Origin of the sequence: Parashewanella spongiae (assembly GCF_004358345.1) — a bacterium.
GTDB classification, from domain to species: Bacteria; Pseudomonadota; Gammaproteobacteria; order Enterobacterales; family Shewanellaceae; genus Parashewanella; species Parashewanella spongiae.
Genome location: NZ_CP037952.1, coordinates 5328450 through 5346027, shown reverse-complemented (window position 1 = coordinate 5346027; position 17578 = coordinate 5328450). Strand labels below are relative to the sequence as shown.

13 protein-coding genes, 1 tRNA gene, 3 rRNA genes and 1 pseudogene are annotated in these 17578 nt (G+C 43.7%); 12 read left to right on the top strand and 6 right to left on the bottom strand.

The genetic code is table 11. The features are described 5' to 3' along the window. Positions 1–141 precede the first annotated feature (141 nt). The 5 genes from ccmE to ccmA are packed head-to-tail and all read right to left on the bottom strand — an operon-like array spanning position 142 to position 2889. Positions 142–603 (bottom strand): cytochrome c maturation protein CcmE, encoded by a 462-nt coding sequence (ccmE, locus tag E2I05_RS21260; protein ID WP_121854961.1) that lies wholly within the window; start codon positions 601–603, stop codon positions 142–144. Beyond that, the gene (gene ccmD / locus E2I05_RS21255; RefSeq protein WP_121854960.1) at positions 587–799 is read right to left on the bottom strand and encodes a heme exporter protein CcmD; all 213 of its coding nucleotides are present in this window, start codon (positions 797–799) and stop codon (positions 587–589) included. Before ccmD ends, ccmE begins: the two co-directional genes overlap by 17 nt. Continuing rightward, positions 789–1547, bottom strand: coding sequence for a heme ABC transporter permease (locus tag E2I05_RS21250; RefSeq protein WP_121854959.1), 759 nt, complete (start codon positions 1545–1547; stop codon positions 789–791). Before E2I05_RS21250 ends, ccmD begins: the two co-directional genes overlap by 11 nt. Next, complete coding sequence (gene ccmB / locus E2I05_RS21245) at positions 1548–2246, bottom strand: heme exporter protein CcmB (protein WP_121854958.1); 699 nt, start codon at positions 2244–2246, stop codon at positions 1548–1550. After that, positions 2239–2889 carry a cytochrome c biogenesis heme-transporting ATPase CcmA gene (ccmA, locus tag E2I05_RS21240; RefSeq protein WP_121854957.1) on the bottom strand — a complete coding sequence of 217 codons (651 nt, stop codon included), beginning with the start codon at positions 2887–2889 and terminating at the stop codon, positions 2239–2241. The genes ccmB and ccmA overlap by 8 nt, the downstream gene beginning before the upstream one ends. A gap of 368 nt (positions 2890–3257) precedes the next feature. Here ccmA and E2I05_RS21235 point away from each other — a divergent pair, with 368 nt between their 5' ends. Continuing rightward, positions 3258–3557, top strand: coding sequence for a c-type cytochrome (locus E2I05_RS21235; protein ID WP_121854956.1), 300 nt, complete (start codon positions 3258–3260; stop codon positions 3555–3557). 84 nt (positions 3558–3641) lie between these two features. On the opposite strand, the gene ccmI is transcribed toward E2I05_RS21235, so the two are convergent. Then, positions 3642–4865 carry a c-type cytochrome biogenesis protein CcmI gene (gene ccmI / locus E2I05_RS21230; RefSeq protein WP_243641151.1) on the bottom strand — a complete coding sequence of 408 codons (1224 nt, stop codon included), beginning with the start codon at positions 4863–4865 and terminating at the stop codon, positions 3642–3644. 246 nt (positions 4866–5111) lie between these two features. Here ccmI and E2I05_RS21225 point away from each other — a divergent pair. The 11 genes and pseudogenes from E2I05_RS21225 (at position 5112) to E2I05_RS21180 (ending at position 17258) form a co-directional block, all read left to right on the top strand. Beyond that, positions 5112–7096: pseudogene (locus tag E2I05_RS21225) on the top strand (heme lyase CcmF/NrfE family subunit). Between the two features lie 15 nt (positions 7097–7111). Then, complete coding sequence (locus E2I05_RS21220; RefSeq protein ID WP_121854954.1) at positions 7112–7666, top strand: DsbE family thiol:disulfide interchange protein; 555 nt, start codon at positions 7112–7114, stop codon at positions 7664–7666. Further along, positions 7666–8145, top strand: coding sequence for a cytochrome c-type biogenesis protein (locus E2I05_RS21215; protein ID WP_121854953.1), 480 nt, complete (start codon positions 7666–7668; stop codon positions 8143–8145). Before E2I05_RS21220 ends, E2I05_RS21215 begins: the two co-directional genes overlap by 1 nt. Before the next feature lie 589 nt (positions 8146–8734). Further along, positions 8735–10276: ribosomal RNA gene (locus E2I05_RS21210) — 16S ribosomal RNA — on the top strand. Between the two features lie 380 nt (positions 10277–10656). Next, a 23S ribosomal RNA gene (locus E2I05_RS21205) occupies positions 10657–13666 on the top strand. Between the two features lie 160 nt (positions 13667–13826). Then, positions 13827–13942, top strand: a 5S ribosomal RNA gene (gene rrf / locus E2I05_RS21200). Together the 16S, 23S and 5S rRNA genes with 1 tRNA gene alongside form the textbook arrangement of a ribosomal RNA operon. A 91-nt stretch (positions 13943–14033) precedes the next feature. Continuing rightward, positions 14034–14110, top strand: a tRNA-Asp gene (locus E2I05_RS21195). 167 nt (positions 14111–14277) lie between these two features. Then, positions 14278–14415, top strand: a complete 138-nt coding sequence (locus E2I05_RS22180) for a hypothetical protein (RefSeq protein WP_170179652.1) — start codon at positions 14278–14280, stop codon at positions 14413–14415. A 263-nt stretch (positions 14416–14678) separates the two neighbouring features. Beyond that, positions 14679–15815 (top strand): group II intron reverse transcriptase/maturase, encoded by a 1137-nt coding sequence (ltrA, locus tag E2I05_RS21190; RefSeq protein WP_133309836.1) that lies wholly within the window; start codon positions 14679–14681, stop codon positions 15813–15815. A gap of 74 nt (positions 15816–15889) precedes the next feature. Next, positions 15890–17017 carry an IS4 family transposase gene (locus E2I05_RS21185; RefSeq protein WP_133309563.1) on the top strand — a complete coding sequence of 376 codons (1128 nt, stop codon included), beginning with the start codon at positions 15890–15892 and terminating at the stop codon, positions 17015–17017. Between the two features lie 55 nt (positions 17018–17072). Then, positions 17073–17258, top strand: a complete 186-nt coding sequence (locus tag E2I05_RS21180; RefSeq protein WP_133309406.1) for a hypothetical protein — start codon at positions 17073–17075, stop codon at positions 17256–17258. Positions 17259–17578 lie beyond the last annotated feature (320 nt).

Sequence of the window (17578 nt, the reverse complement as noted above, 5' to 3'; positions counted from 1 at the left end):
AGAGAAGTGTAACAACAGAGCCGTGTGAGGGAAAGCTTCATGCGCGGAATCGAAGAGAGGCTGCTGGATAAGCGATAGCGAAGCCAGTAGCCTACTCTACATGAACGCTCCCAACCGATTTATTTAGGGTTAAAGTTTCAATTATTGCTGTGGTTTTTGGTGGTTCTTGCCCATTGCTTCAGCTACTTCTGGTGGCATGTAGTTTTCATCATGTTTGGCGAGGACTTCTGTTGCTTCAAGTTGATTAGGGCCAATTAGGATCCCTTGTGCCACAATACCTTGACCCTCACGGAATAAATCGGGCAATAAATTGTCATAAGTGACAATGATTTCTAGCCCAGTCGCATCATGTACAGCAAATTGGATGTGTAAGCTTTCAGGATCTCGTTGCAGTGAACCTTCAGAAACCATGCCACCAATGCGAATGCGTTGGCCAATTTGTGGCTTGATACCAGTGTTTTTTTTACCTTGAACAACTTCTGAAGGGGTGTAAAACAAGTTTAAGTTAGTATTCAGGGCATAGAGCAATAAAGAGGTGATTGCCGCTACGCCGAGTATTAATGTCGAGGCTAAAATCAGTCTTTTCTTACGTCTCAGGTTCATTTTTTGCTCTCCGTGATGCTTTAATTCGTTGTTCACGATTATGTTTCAATGTGATATTTTTAAGCACTTTATTCTCTTTGGTCGCGCTTGCATAAATCAAAATAGCCAAACTACCAAAAGTGATACCGTAAGATACCCACACATAGATCGCGTATCCGCCCATGTTTAAAAAGTCTTGAAACGAATCAAATTGCATCTTTGGCTCCATTTTTCTGGCTTGCTAACTGTTTTACCCAAGGTCGCATGCTGCATCGTTCGATAACTTCAGCTTTAAAGCGTAATGTAATAATGGCGCCAGCGATTAATCCAAAGCCAAGAATGTTAAGCAACAAGGGGTAAAGCATATCAGTAGTCATAGCTGATTCTTCGGTAATTTTAATGGTCGAACCTTGATGCAAGGAGCTCCACCATTCAACTGAATACTTAATAATAGGAATATTAATCACACCGACGATAGCTAATATGCCCGCCGCTCTAGCGGCTACGACCTTATCTTCGAAAGACGCATAAAGCGCGATCACTCCCAAATATAAAAAGAGTTGCATTAGTTCAGAAGTCAATCGTGCATCCCATACCCACCAAGTCCCCCACATGGGTTTACCCCAAAAAGATCCTGTGATTAATGCAATAAACGTCATCATAGCGCCAACAGGAGCGATAGATGCCGCTGCCCAGTCGGCCATTTTCAATTGCCAGACTAATCCGGTAAAAGAGGCAACAGCCATCGATACATAAAGAGACATAGATAGCGACGCAGCCGGTACATGAATAAAGATGATGCGGTAGCTGTCACCTTGTTGGTAATCGGCCGGCGCAAATATTAATCCCCAAATCGTGCCGATCAATGTTAACGAAAAACCAAGTCCGGCAAACCAAGGAAGAAACTTAGCTGAAAGTTGATAAGCTTTCTCTGGTGCGGCATAGGGATGTAACCATTTCCACATTTAATTTGTACTCACTTTTAAAGCAGCGCCAACAGCGAATGGCGCCATGATTAACGAACCGATTAACATGGCTGATATTATAGCCAATTGACCGCCATAGGGTAAATTCATTCCGGCAGCATCTATTGCACCTGTCGCAAAAATTAATACTGGAATATAAAGGGGAAGAATTAATAAACTCAGTAAAACGCCACCTTTATTTAACCCTACCGTTAATGCAACGCCGATAGCTCCCAACAAACTTAATACAGGGGTTCCAAGCGCAAGCGTAATGATTAACGCGATATAAGCGCTTGACTCGAAATTAAGCAGTAAAGCTAGCAAAGGTGAAATTAACACCAATGGAATACCCGTTAATAACCAATGTGCCAGTATTTTTGCAAGTACTAATACTGTTAAAGGTTGTGGGCTAAGAAGCATTTGCTCAAGTGTTCCATCGTTATAATCGGCTTTAAATAATCGTTCTAAAGACAACATGGCGGAGAGTAATGCGGCTACCCAGATGATCCCTGGAGCTATACGAGCTAACACATTGGGTTCAGGCCCTACGCCCAAGGGAAACAAGGTGATCACCATAACAAAAAATAACAAAGGATTGAAAATGTCACCACGATGACGGATCGCAATCGAAATATCTCGTTTGAGTATGGTCAAGAATGCGCGGGTGTAACTGATATTGATGTTTGGGTGTCTATTCATCTGTGCCACTCAATAAAATTCGCCGCAATTGCTGTGATGAGATTACACTGAGATCTTGATGGCTGGTAAAAATGACACATCCACCACACGCAATATGCTTTAAAAAAAGGTGCTCAAGTTGCTCAACGCCTTTCTTATCAATAGCAGTAAATGGTTCGTCTAGGATCCAAATTTTTGCTTGGGTATGCCATAGTCTGGCCAGTGAAGTTCGTCGATGTTGTCCTGCTGATAGATGCCCGGCTAAGGCATCTTCAAACCCTGTCAAATTGACATTAGATAAAATGCTTTGAGCATCAAAGTGGGTGTATCCACTGAGGGTGAGGTTTACATGAAGATTCTCTTCAGCCGTGAGTTCAGGCTTAACACTCGCTTTATGGCCTAAATAGAGTAAGTCTTGGTGAAATGCTTCATTGCAATGACCGATAGGCTTGTTTTTAAAGCGTACTTGCCCTTCATAAGGACGTGATAAACCAGTTAAAATGCGTAATAAACTGGTTTTTCCGGCACCATTAGGTCCTTCTATTTGAACAATATCACCGGAGTAAATATTGAAACAGAGCTCATCAAACAAGATCCGTTCTTCGCGGATGCAAGTGAGTTTATCCGCTGATAATAATGGGGTTACAGATGTTTTTTGAGCCACCGCATTCTCAGTGTAAAAGTCGTAGTTCAAGCCTTATTTCAAAAACGCAAAGTCTTTTCAATATGGCGACATATGAATCAAATTAGCAGCATAGTAGCATAAAGCGTTGAGAAGGTTTACTGCAGGTTATCACTTAGTAAAAAGATTTTGATTTACAACAAAAGCCTTGGATAAAACTTTACATTTTCGCTGTATTTTTATGTTAAAAGCCACTCATACAGCAATTGTTCATGCTGAAAAGGTGAGATTTATCACACTTTGGTGTACCATTAGTGTCCTAAGAACAAGTTTGCCTGTTAACGAGATAATGGTTAATTGTACTAGGGCAGCGACGAGCTTTGTATGTATCAGTATTAGGAACATTTAATATGAAAAAATTGTTGGCAATGACAGCTGTAGCTGCATTAACTTTATCAGCTAATGTCATGGCGCAAGATGGTAAAGCGGTTTATGACAAAGCGTGTCATATTTGTCACTCAATGGGTGTTGCTGGCGCTCCCAAGCTTCAAAATAAAGCGGAATGGGCACCACGTTTAGCTCAAGGAATGGATGCACTTGTTGCGACCGTAAAAAAAGGTAAGGGTGCTATGCCTCCAGGTGGCATGTGTACTGACTGTTCAGTTGATGACTACAAAGCGGCAATTGAATATATGTCAAAAGCGAAATAAGCTTTTGTCAGACATAAAAAAACCGATAAGTTAATTATCGGTTTTTTTATGTCTGAAGTCTGAAGCAAGTTAAACAAATAACATTTATTTGCTCACTCGCGTGTCTAAAACCAAGCGAACTTGACTACCAACTTCAACTTTTGTGAGTCGTCCTTGTAAATCACCAGCTTTAGGTTTCAACTTGCCATCTTTTGATAATAAAGCGACCACATCGACTTGAGATACATCATTTAAGCTCACGCCAGTACCTAGCTCATTACTTTGATTTAATTCAACCGTAAGTGGAAGTTGAGCTGAAACTAATTTCGTTGCAGCAATAGGGACAATTTTGTCGCCGGACGTTCTCACAAATAAATACAAAGTATCAGTTATCTCAGCTTGACTAGCTAGCTCAGGAGCGATGCTCACTTCGACTGTGATCGACGCGTGAGAGAGTGCGACTTCATCTGTATTACCCTTTAAGCGCTTTTTCGCTTCAGAAATAGCGTTAGTTACGGCGCTACGATCAATATCTTGTCGCTCGGAGTTTAAAATTTTCTGCCATGCATTAATGGCTTGTTGATATTCTGAGTTAAAGAAGGCGCTCATGCCAACAAGAAGTAAGGTGGCTGGATCGCTTGAATCCAAAGCAAGCGATTTATCGATAATGGCCTGTATTTCAGGGGTCATTTGTTGACCGGCTTGGTAAAATAATGCCGTCGCTTTAGGACCCAATAGTTCAGCTGTTTCGCCGTCGACAGCGATAGCCTGATCAAATGCTTTCACGGCTTCAGTATAACGACCCAATGATATATAAGCATGGCCTAAGCTAAACCAAGTTTCACTGTCTTTGGGATCTGCGTTGACTTGTTGTTGCATCATACTCAGTTGTTGCTCAAAAATTTGTTCTTGAGACATGCTTTCATGACTTTGAGCTAACTGTGGCGTTTGATTTAATATTTCATAAGAACCTAATTTGTTGTACATAACCCCTGCGACAGCTAAAACAGTAAAACTCATCAATAAAGGCCAAATTGGAGATTTGCTAGAAGTGCTAGCCTGTGCGTGCTCTGGAGCTTGTTGTACATCTTGCAATAGCGTGATTTCAAGCTCTTTTTTTAATGCTAAAAATTCCTGTTCGTCAATTTGATTATCTCGATGCTCTTTTTCGAGCACTGATAGCTTTTCATTAAAAAGGGTTAAATTAGCTTGATGGCGAATATTTTCTAGAGGTTGGAGCTGAGAGGACTTTTTTATAAAGGGAAACCAAATCAGGGTAAAACTCACAAGAATAAAAATAGCAATAACAATCCAAAAAGTAGTCATCATAAGAAGAAGTTCATCTTTAAGTAATAAAATAGCGGCTTTGGCGCCCAATTTGACGGATTATACGCCAATATAAGCCATTGGACTATACGTTCGTGCTCACGTTACTGGGTAATATAAAATAGGATTTTTATTAAATAAGCAGACATTACCTCACTTAAGCTCTAAAATATGTCAAGTTTTATACAATGCTAGATTTATAAGGGCAAATAAAAAGGTCTTTAAATCTACAGATGCAGGTATTTTCTCATGATCCCAGAACTCGGACATTTTGCATTAGTGCTAGGGTTAGCCTTCGCTTTTTTATTGGCAACCATTCCATTAGTTGGTGTAGCACGCAACGATCAATTTCTTATTCGATATGCATGGCCATTCTCTTATGGCATGTTTATCTTTATTACTATTGCAATTTTCATTTTAGGCTACAGTTTTGCAATAGATGATTTCTCGGTCACTTATGTTGCACAGCATTCAAATTCACAATTACCAGAGTTTTTTAAGATTGCAGCTGTCTGGGGGGGCATGAAGGCTCATTATTGTTTTGGGTTTTCTCTCTCGCGGTTTGGACTGCGGCTGTTGCCAAATTCAGTAAAGGGCTAGATCATCGTTTTATTGCCAGAGTATTAGCGATTCTTGGCATCATAGTTTGTGGTTTTACGCTATTTACTTTACTGACATCCAACCCGTTTAATCGTTTATTTCCAATGCCGCTTGAGGGACGTGATTTGAATCCGATGTTGCAAGATGTCGGATTGATATTTCATCCGCCAATGCTGTACATAGGTTATGTCGGATTCTCCGTAAGCTTTGCGTTTGCTATTTCAGCGCTTCTAAGTGGACGATTAGATTCAGCATGGGCGCGTTGGAGTCGTCCTTGGACAATTGCTGCTTGGGCATTTTTAACCGCAGGTATTGCACTAGGTTCGTGGTGGGCTTATTACGAATTGGGCTGGGGCGGTTGGTGGTTTTGGGATCCCGTTGAGAATGCTTCCTTTATGCCTTGGCTGATTGGTACCGCACTGGTTCATTCATTAATCGTAACAGAAAAAAGAGGTACCTTCAGAAACTGGACGGTATTGCTTGCTATTTTTGCGTTTAGTTTAAGCTTGCTTGGCACCTTTATTGTTCGTTCAGGAGTATTGACTTCAGTACATTCTTTTGCGGCAGATCCAGGACGTGGAGCGTTTATTTTACTTTTACTGGCAATCACAATAGGTGGCTCGTTGACCTTGTTTGGTTTCAGAGCGAGCCAGATGAGTAGTCCGGCGCGTTTTAATTGGTTATCTAAAGAAACCATGTTACTCATTTGCAACCTAATGTTTACCGTTGCCGCAGCTACCGTTTTATTAGGTACACTCTATCCTTTATTGATCGATGCATTAGGCATGGGCAAAATCTCAGTAGGGCCTCCATACTTTAACGCAGTATTTGTTCCCATTTCCCTTGTCACCTTTATTTTTATGGGGATTGGCCCGCTGATCCGCTGGAAGAAAACAAAACAAGGTGAATTAAAGAAAAACTTAATGATCCCAGCGATAATTGCTATTGCAATAGGTTTTACAGCCCCATTTATTGCTGGTGATACTTTCAAACCTTGGGTGGCGCTTGGTATTGCTGCCGCAGTTTGGATTGTCATCACGACTTTAAAAGCCGCGATATTAATGGCAACTAATCCACAAGGTGACAAAGAGTGGTCACGCATAGGTCGAAGTCAATGGGGAATGATAGTAGCGCATACAGGTATTGCCGTAACCGTTGTGGGTGCAACTATGGTGTCAAACTATTCCATTGAACGCAGTGTGCGTATGGGGCCTGGTATCAGCCATGAATTAGCGGGCTACACCTTTAAATTTAAAGATGTTAAAACAGTGCAAGGGCCAAACTATACGGCATTGCAAAGTCACATTGAGATTTGGGATGAAAATAACTTGCTTACCACACTTACACCTGATAGACGCCAATATAATGTTCAGACAATGGATATGACAGAAGCTGGAATTGATTGGGGTTTGTTCCGTGATTTATACATTACAATGGGCGATCCAATCAGTGATACTGACTTTGCCGTACGCTTGAATTACAAACCTTTTGTACGTTGGTTGTGGTTAGGTGCCATCTTTATGATGATTGGTGGACTGCTAGCGGCTTCAGATAAACGTTATCGGAACAAAGCTAAAAATAAAGTGCCTTCAACTTCTGGAATTAGGGCAACAGATAAATTAATTACTGAATAAGGAATTAAGCATAAGATGAAAAAGCTTGTACTTTTTATACCACTTTTAGGTTTTATGGTGTTGGGGATATTTTTGTATCAAGGCTTGTATTTAAATCCTCAGCAGCTTGATTCCGCTCTAGAGGGTAAGCCAGTTCCATTTTTTGAACTGCAGCAACTGGACGATGAAAATCGCATTATCAGTAATAAAGATTTAATCGGAACAGTTGCATTGCTTAATGTGTGGGGAACGTGGTGCCCCTCTTGCAAGCTTGAACATCCTTACTTAATGCACCTTGCTAAGCAGAAATTACTGCCTATACATGGCATTAACTATCGCGATCAACGTGAAGCCGCTTTAGCTGAACTAAAAGCCGTGGGCGATCCTTATGAATTGAATATATTTGATCCAAACGGTCGATTAGGGGTTGATCTCGGAGTGTATGGCGCGCCAGAAAGTTACATCATCGATCATAAAGGTATTATCCAACATCGATACGCCGGGCCGATAGATGCAGCAGTTTGGGAACAAGAGCTCTATCCTATAATTCAGAAACTACAATTAGCGGCTCAAGCTGATGGGGCACAGTAATGAATCGATTACTGAAAGGTTTATTAGTTTTTGGAACATGGTTTATTGCACACGTAGCAGCAACACCTGTAGACACTTACCCATTTAAGACCGTTGAGAATCAAGAGCGAGCGATAAGCTTAGCCCGTTCTTTGCGTTGCCCTCAATGTCAAAACCAAGACTTAGTAGATTCAAACTCTCCAGTGGCACAGGATCTGCGTTTACAAGTGTATAAGATGGTTGATGCAGGAAAAGCTGATGACGAAATCATACAATATATGACTCAGCGTTACGGTGAATTTGTTTTGTATAAGCCTAAACTCGAAAATAAGACTTATATTCTTTGGTGGGGACCGCTGGGTTTGTTATTAATTGGAGGTCTCGTTGGTGTGATATTCATTAGGCAACAGCGGATAAATAAAGGTACAGAGCCACAGATCAGTGAATCCGATCAAAAAATGCTGGATGAATTGCTGAAAGACAATAATAAAAACGAATGAATCATTAAAAAAGAGGCATTTGGCTTCTTTTTTAATCTGTTAGCTCAATATCTGTTCAGTTGATTTAAAAAAATAAACTTTCTTTAAAAAAGCCCTTGTGCTAAATCAGAATCTCCCTATAATGCGCATCCACTGACACGGCACAGCAGGCACTGCAGAGATGTAGCAGCAAGCAAGACGAGTCAAGGTTTGAAGGAGATTTAATCAAATTCAAATCGGTCGAAAAAACTTTGAAAAAAATGTTGACGACCACAGGGAAGTGCGTAGAATACGCAGCCCTGACCCGCTGAGAATAACGAAGTCGGTCAAAACGCTCTTTAACAATATATCAAGCAAATCTGTGTGAGCACTCACAGAGATTGACAAAATCGAAACTGTATTGGTTTATCACTTCGGTGAATAGATTAAGCAGTCAAAAATTTTCTCAATTAATTGTGTTCACGCAAACTTTCAAAGTGATTACTTACGTTAAGTAAATAAGCATTTTGAACATGCAAATTTGGTTTACTTTCCTTTTTCATAAAGAGAAGTAAGTCAAATCGACAGAATTCATTGAGCAGAAGCTTTCATTAGCTTCGAGCAAAAACTTTAATTGAAGAGTTTGATCATGGCTCAGATTGAACGCTGGCGGCAGGCCTAACACATGCAAGTCGAGCGGTAACAGAGAGTAGCTTGCTACTCTGCTGACGAGCGGCGGACGGGTGAGTAATGCCTGGGAATTTGCCCAGTTGTGGGGGATAACAGTTGGAAACGACTGCTAATACCGCATAAACCCTACGGGGAAAAGCAGGGGACCTTAGGGCCTTGCGCAATTGGATAAGCCCAGGTGGGATTAGCTAGTAGGTGAGGTAAGAGCTCACCTAGGCGACGATCCCTAGCTGTTCTGAGAGGATGATCAGCCACACTGGGACTGAGACACGGCCCAGACTCCTACGGGAGGCAGCAGTGGGGAATATTGCACAATGGGCGAAAGCCTGATGCAGCCATGCCGCGTGTGTGAAGAAGGCCTTCGGGTTGTAAAGCACTTTCAGTGGGGAGGAAAAGTTGTTGGTTAATAACCAGCAGCCGTGACGTTACCCACAGAAGAAGGACCGGCTAACTCCGTGCCAGCAGCCGCGGTAATACGGAGGGTCCGAGCGTTAATCGGAATTACTGGGCGTAAAGCGTGCGCAGGCGGTCTGTTAAGTCAGATGTGAAAGCCCCGGGCTCAACCTGGGAATAGCATTTGAAACTGGCAGACTAGAGTCTTGTAGAGGGGGGTAGAATTTCAGGTGTAGCGGTGAAATGCGTAGAGATCTGAAGGAATACCGGTGGCGAAGGCGGCCCCCTGGACAAAGACTGACGCTCATGCACGAAAGCGTGGGGAGCAAACAGGATTAGATACCCTGGTAGTCCACGCCGTAAACGATGTCTACTCGGAATTTGGTCTCTTGAAGACTGGGTTCTCAAGCTAACGCATTAAGTAGACCGCCTGGGGAGTACGGCCGCAAGGTTAAAACTCAAATGAATTGACGGGGGCCCGCACAAGCGGTGGAGCATGTGGTTTAATTCGATGCAACGCGAAGAACCTTACCTACTCTTGACATCCAGAGAACTTTCCAGAGATGGATTGGTGCCTTCGGGAACTCTGAGACAGGTGCTGCATGGCTGTCGTCAGCTCGTGTTGTGAAATGTTGGGTTAAGTCCCGCAACGAGCGCAACCCTTATCCTTATTTGCCAGCACTTCGGGTGGGAACTTTAGGGAGACTGCCGGTGATAAACCGGAGGAAGGTGGGGACGACGTCAAGTCATCATGGCCCTTACGAGTAGGGCTACACACGTGCTACAATGGGCAATACAAAGGGTTGCGAAGCCGCGAGGTGGAGCTAATCTCATAAAGTTGTTCGTAGTCCGGATTGGAGTCTGCAACTCGACTCCATGAAGTCGGAATCGCTAGTAATCGTAGATCAGAATGCTACGGTGAATACGTTCCCGGGCCTTGTACACACCGCCCGTCACACCATGGGAGTGGGCTGCAAAAGAAGTGGGTAGTTTAACCTTCGGGAGAACGCTCACCACTTTGTGGTTCATGACTGGGGTGAAGTCGTAACAAGGTAGCCCTAGGGGAACCTGGGGCTGGATCACCTCCTTATCGACACGATTTTGTTGTTTTTGTAGAGTGTTCACACAGATATGCTTGACGTTTTATCGAAAGATGAAACGGCATACTCGTTTGTCCTAGCGACAACGATGTTCTTTAACAATTTGGAAAGCTGATAGTAGGATTTATTGTTCATTTGAATAGTAAATCATACGAAAAATCTCAAAAACGATGCATTACATTAAATGGTAAAGCATCAAGAGTTCTCAAACACTTTATTAAGTGTCTTGAATATTCAAAACTAAGGCGATATCAGCATCAACTTACCCGTTGATGCAATGATTATCAGTAAAAACCAGCTAGTTGCAATGCAGCTCAATGATGTTAACGACTTGTTTTTTAGCAAGAAGTGAAACTCATCTGGGTTGTATGGTTAAGCGACTAAGCGTATACGGTGGATGCCTTGGCAGTCAGAGGCGATGAAGGACGTGTTAATCTGCGATAAGCTCAGTTAAGTCGATAAAAGGCGTTACAGACTGAGATTTCCGAATGGGGCAACCCAATCACATAAGTGATTATCATACAGTGAATACATAGCTGTGTGAGGCGAACGTGGGGAACTGAAACATCTAAGTACCCATAGGAAAAGAAATCAACCGAGATTCCCCTAGTAGCGGCGAGCGAACGGGGATTAGCCCTTAAGTCTTTGGGGTGTTAGTGGAATACGTTGGAAAGCGTAGCGGCACAGGGTGATAGCCCCGTACACGAAAACTAACCGAAGATGAAAACGAGTAGGACGGCACACGTGACATGTTGTCTGAACATGGGGGGACCATCCTCCAAGGCTAAATACTCCTGACTGACCGATAGTGAACCAGTACCGTGAGGGAAAGGCGAAAAGAACCCCTGTGAGGGGAGTGAAATAGAACCTGAAACCGTATACGTACAAGCAGTGGGAGCGGCCCAACTCTTTATGGGTAAGAAGCCGTGACTGCGTACCTTTTGTATAATGGGTCAGCGACTTACATTTTGTAGCGAGGTTAAGCGAATAGCGGAGCCGTAGGGAAACCGAGTCTTAACTGGGCGTTGAGTTGCAAGGTGTAGACCCGAAACCCGGTGATCTAGCCATGGGCAGGTTGAAGGTTGAGTAACATCAACTGGAGGACCGAACCGACTTATGTTGAAAAATGAGCGGATGACTTGTGGCTGGGGGTGAAAGGCCAATCAAACCGGGAGATATCTGGTTCTCCTCGAAAGCTATTTAGGTAGCGCCTCGAGCGAATACCATTGGGGGTAGAGCACTGTTAAGGCTAGGGGGTCATCCCGACTTACCAACCCTTTGCAAACTCCGAATACCAATGAGTACTACTCGGGAGACACACGGCGGGTGCTAACGTCCGTCGTGGAAAGGGAAACAACCCAGACCATCAGCTAAGGTCCCAAAGTTATTGCTAAGTGGGAAACGATGTGGGAAGGCTTAGACAGCTAGGAAGTTGGCTTAGAAGCAGCCATCTTTTAAAGAAAGCGTAATAGCTCACTAGTCGAGTCGGCCTGCGCGGAAGATTTAACGGGGCTAAGCAATACACCGAAGCTATGGGTGTTTGTGCATCACCAGATGCGATTTCAGCTAACTGACATTTGTTTTTTAAATGTCAGTTTAAGCACGCAATACGTTGAGGCGGTTGTGGAGAATAAGTCGTATGTGGGATGCACAAACGCGGTAGAGGAGCGTTCTGTAAGCGGTAGAAGGCGAAGGGGTAACCCACGCTGGACGTATCAGAAGTGCGAATGCTGACATGAGTAACGATAAAGGGAGTGAAAAACTCCCTCGCCGAAAGACCAAGGGTTCCTGTCCAATGTTAATCAGGGCAGGGTGAGTCGACCCCTAAGGCGAGGCCGAAAGGCGTAGTCGATGGGAAACCGGTTAATATTCCGGTACTTCTGCTTACTGCGATGGAGAGACGGAGAAGGCTAGGCGAGCGCGGCGTTGGTAGTCCGCGTTTAAGGCTGTAGGCTGTAGACTTAGGCAAATCCGGGTTTACATTAGGCTGAGAGCTGATGACGAGTCACTAAGGTGATGAAGTCGTTGATGCCCTGCTTCCAGGAAAATCTTCTAAGCTTCAGGTAAGTAGGAATCGTACCCCAAACCGACACAGGTGGTTGGGTAGAGAATACCAAGGCGCTTGAGAGAACTCGGCTGAAGGAACTAGGCAAAATGGTACCGTAACTTCGGGAGAAGGTACGCTCTTGACGGTGATGAGACTTGCTCTCTAAGCTGTTGGGAGTCGCAGATACCAGGTGGCTGCAACTGTTTATCAAAAACACAGCACTGTGCAAAATCGCAAGATGACGTATACGGTGTGACGCCTGCCCGGTGCCGGAAGGTTAATTGATTGGGTTAGACTTAGGTCGAAGCTCATGATCGAAGCCCCGGTAAACGGCGGCCGTAACTATAACGGTCCTAAGGTAGCGAAATTCCTTGTCGGGTAAGTTCCGACCTGCACGAATGGCGTAATGATGGCCACGCTGTCTCCAGCCGAGACTCAGTGAAGTTGAAATTGCGGTGAAGATGCCGTATACCCGCGGCTAGACGGAAAGACCCCGTGAACCTTTACTATAGCTTGGCACTGAACATTGACCCTACATGTGTAGGATAGGTGGGAGACTTTGAAGCGTTGTCGCTAGATGATGTGGAGTCAACCTTGAAATACCACCCTTGTAGTGTTGATGTTCTAACTTGGCTCTCTCATCGAGAGTAAGGACAGTGCCTGGTGGGTAGTTTGACTGGGGCGGTCTCCTCCCAAAGAGTAACGGAGGAGCACGAAGGTTGGCTAAGTACGGTCGGACATCGTACGGTTAGTGCAATGGCATAAGCCAGCTTAACTGCGAGACAGACACGTCGAGCAGGTACGAAAGTAGGTCATAGTGATCCGGTGGTTCTGAATGGAAGGGCCATCGCTCAACGGATAAAAGGTACTCCGGGGATAACAGGCTGATACCGCCCAAGAGTTCATATCGACGGCGGTGTTTGGCACCTCGATGTCGGCTCATCACATCCTGGGGCTGAAGTCGGTCCCAAGGGTATGGCTGTTCGCCATTTAAAGTGGTACGCGAGCTGGGTTCAGAACGTCGTGAGACAGTTCGGTCCCTATCTGCCGTGGGCGTTAGATGATTGAGAGGAGCTGCTCCTAGTACGAGAGGACCGGAGTGGACGAACCGCTGGTGTTCGGGTTGTTATGCCAATAGCATTGCCCGGTAGCTACGTTCGGAATCGATAACCGCTGAAAGCATCTAAGCGGGAAGCGAGCCTCGAGATGAGTCATCTCTAGAGCTTTAAGCTCTCTAAAGGGCCGTCCGAGACTAGGACGTTGATAGGCAAGGTGTGTAAGCGTTGTGAGGCGTTGAGCTAACTTGTACTAATGACCCGTGAGGCTTAACCATACAACCCAGATGGGTTTTACAACCTTAGTGAATATATAAGCGCTTAATAAAGTAAGAACTTTGAGATAATTTCTTGTAAAAACAAGTATCAGCCAACCAAATTATTAATTTACGGCTAAAAGAGCGGTAAATAAAGAAAAGAATAAGCAAACAGAATTTGTCTGGAGACAATAGAGCTGTGGCACCACCTGATCCCATTCCGAACTCAGAAGTGAAACGCAGTATCGCCGATGGTAGTGTGGGGCTTCCCCATGTGAGAGTAGGTCATTTCCAGGCGCCAAATCACTTTTAATAAAATAAATTTCACTGGTGACAGAGTGAAGTAAAAGAATAATTTTATTTGCAAAGCAAATAAAGTGAAAGAGTTGGAGCGGTAGTTCAGTTGGTTAGAATACCGGCCTGTCACGCCGGGGGTCGCGAGTTCGAGTCTCGTCCGTTCCGCCAACACAACGAAGCCTCGTCAGAAATGACGAGGCTTTTTTGTTTGCCCAGCGAAACTGGCAAACCCGAAGGCAGAAAGAAGCCTGTATTACCCAGACTGAGGGGGAAGATAATCCGAGTGGCAAGAAGCTTTTATACAAGAGGAAACTCAAGGTAGAAGTTGGTGCGAGGTGGCCGATGAGCCCGTAGTAGTGAGTAAAATCCAGCCGATGAAAGCCAGTAATGGTGTGGAGGGCAAAACTGGATTGACCAATGACGTAGTTTATTGGCGACATCAACAGCCAAAAGCCAAAAGCCAAAAGCCTTGATGTTGGCGAAGGGGTGAAGCTTAATTTAAGTTTGTGATGGACAGGATTTTTTTTCAAAGATACAGAAAATCACAAAAAGATGAGTGAGGCATTTCCGACTGGAGGCATTAGGAATAATGACTCTGGAGACCGAAGCCGTATACGGGAGTAATTCAGTCATATCAAAGTAAATTGCCAAGGGCTAGAAGGCTTTGAGGCTGAGTGAAATACACCGACTGATGAAAACAAGACACTGAACCCAAATAACGCACACAGAGAGGTCAATGAGAGTTTATTACAGCTTGTATGGTCGCTTACTTAACAAAGAATCACTGTACAACGGATTTAAGAAAGTGTGGAGAGCCAAAGGCACTGCTGGAATTGATGAGCAGAGCTTAGAGCAATTCGCCTCAAATCTGAGTAACGAACTTGATAAACTTCTTATCGAACTCAAGACCAAGCAATACCGACCTTCAGCCGTCAAACGGGTAGAAATCCCGAAAGATGATGGTGGAGTGAGAAAGCTTGGGACACCAACAGTTCGAGACCGAATCGTACAACAATGCCTAAACGATATACTAAGTCCGATATTTGAAGAGCAGTTCCATCCATCAAGCTATGGATATCGACCACACAGAAGCGGCCATGATGCCATAAACAAAGCCACGATGTTTATCCGTCAATATGACTTAAAACATGTGGTGGATATGGATTTATCCAAATGCTTTGACTTACTCGACCAAGAGCTAATCTTAACGAGCATAAGCAGAAGGGTAAAAGATGGCAGTATCTTAAGGTTGATAAAACAGTTCCTTGAAAGCGGTGTTATCGTAGGAGGCAACTGGCAAGCAACAGTAACAGGAAGTCCACAAGGTGGCGTTATCAGTCCACTGATAGCGAATATCTACCTTGATGCCTTTGACCAAGAGATGAAACGTAGAAATCATCGATTGGTCAGATACGCAGATGATATCCTGATATTATGTCACAGTCGCAAAGGTGCAGATAATGCACTGAAGCAAGCGACAAAGCTACTTGAAAAAGACTTAAAGCTGACAGTAAATCGGAGTAAAACTCACATAACTCATAGTGATGATGGGGTAAAGTTTCTCGGAGTAGAGATTGGCAGTAACTATACGACAATCCAAGCTAAGAAACTGAAAAGCTTCAAAGTGCAGCTTAAAGCGCTCACCAAACGCAACGGTGGTAAGCCATTACAACGGGTGATAAAAGAGTTAAACCCGAAACTAAGAGGTTTTAGCCAATATTTTCGAATAGCGAATGCGAGCAACGAGTTCAAGAAGCTAGCCACATGGTTAAGGCGACGACTGAGAAGCATACAATTAAGACTGTGGAAAAAGCCAGGTAGGCTACACCGCAGACTTAAGCAACTTGGTTATAAGCCAATGGCACTAACTTAAGATTTAGCTGAAGGTTTACTAATTGAACAATAGAGAGTAAATCATACAGATTAAGGTTTTTCTAGTGTCACGCCATGAATACTACAACTCGCCAATTCTTCAATGATGCCCCAGAATTGTTACGTCGCTTTGCTCAAACGGAAGAAGATGAACTTTCTTCAATTCTCACTCTGCAAGATTTAGAAGATTTTCAAAAAGATAATACTCAAAGAGTACGCAAGTATCCCGCTTGCCACACACTTTCGCTTTTCATGAAGCAAGTTGCCAGTGAAAACAAGTCTTGTCGTTGCACACTAATCAGTGACGCTAGAGATCAAATTGCTATAGGTCGAGAGAAAAACAGCACAATTACAGGTCCCTACTGCAAAGCAAGAAAACGGTTATCTCCAGAGTCAATTAAATCGCTATTGAAGAAATCAGGAAAAAACTTAGATGAAGCGATTCAAGGGAAATACTTATGGCATGGCCGTAGAGTGCTATTAACTGACGGCTCAACACTATCTATGCCTGATACGCACGAGAACCAAGCCCAATTCCCTCAACCTAAGTCACAAAAAGAAGGATTGGGCTTTCCTCAGCTGCGGATTTTAGTGTTAATTTCTTTGGGTAGCGGTGCAGTCATTGACTCGGCTGTTTCACCTTGTAAAGGGAAAGGTACTGGCGAGCAGGCACTATTAAGAAGTATGCAGTCAGACTTGAAACAAGGTGACATTGTGCTGGGAGATGCTAATTTCGAAAACTACTTTGTTCTTGTAGGACTAATGGGGTTAGGCGTTGATGCTGTTTTCGAAAAAAACGGAGCCAGAAATGTCGATTTCAGAACCTGTGAAGAAAAGCTGGGTAAGCGAGATGGTTTATTTAAGCTAATTCGTCCATCCTGTCCAGAATGGATGACCCCAGAGGATTACGCTCAAGTGCCAGAAAAGCTTATCGTCAGAATGGTAGGAACAAAGAAACGTATCATTGTTACCACGCTCACGGATAAAGAAGTCTATCCGAAGCAAGATATTATTGATTTATACGTTTCACGATGGCATATCGAGTTGGATTTTAGGTCAATCAAGACCATGATGAAAATGGATATTTTAAGGTGTGGTAGTCCAGATATGGTGCGTAAGGAAATTGATGTTCATTTGTTAGTTTACAACATGATAAGGGCACTTATGTGCCGAGCGGCAGAAAAAAAAAGGAATATCGCCTAGAGAGGCAAGTTTTAAAGCCGCACATGACGCATTACAAGATTTTCAGATATTACTTTTGCAAGCCACCGAAGGGATCATTGACACTTTATTGGATGTGATAGCAGATATTATCGGCGAGCATATCGTTGGCAATCGCCCGGGGAGAAAAGAACCGAGAGCAAAGAAAAGGCGACCGAAACCGACACCAAGGTTACAACATTCAAGAAAACAAGCACGTAGGCTTAAGGTATATCAGAAGTAATTCTTAAGTTAGTGCCATTGGGTTATAAGCCACCATTTAAGTTCATTCAAATGATGAAGTAGAAGAACGCAAGTAGTCCACTCTTTCATTATGCAATGCCGAATAAATGGTTTGCAGAGATGGGGCTATACAATCTTGAAGAAGTGCGAACGGGCTATGTGCTCAGTACAAAGTAATTGAATAAAATTAAGTAGGAGCCGTATACGAGACCCGTACGTACGGTTCTGTGAGAGGGATGAGGCACTAACGCCTCACCCTACTCGATGTATCCACTGATTGGAAAATGGAAAGGTTAAATCTGTCTATTTTGTGATCAGCGT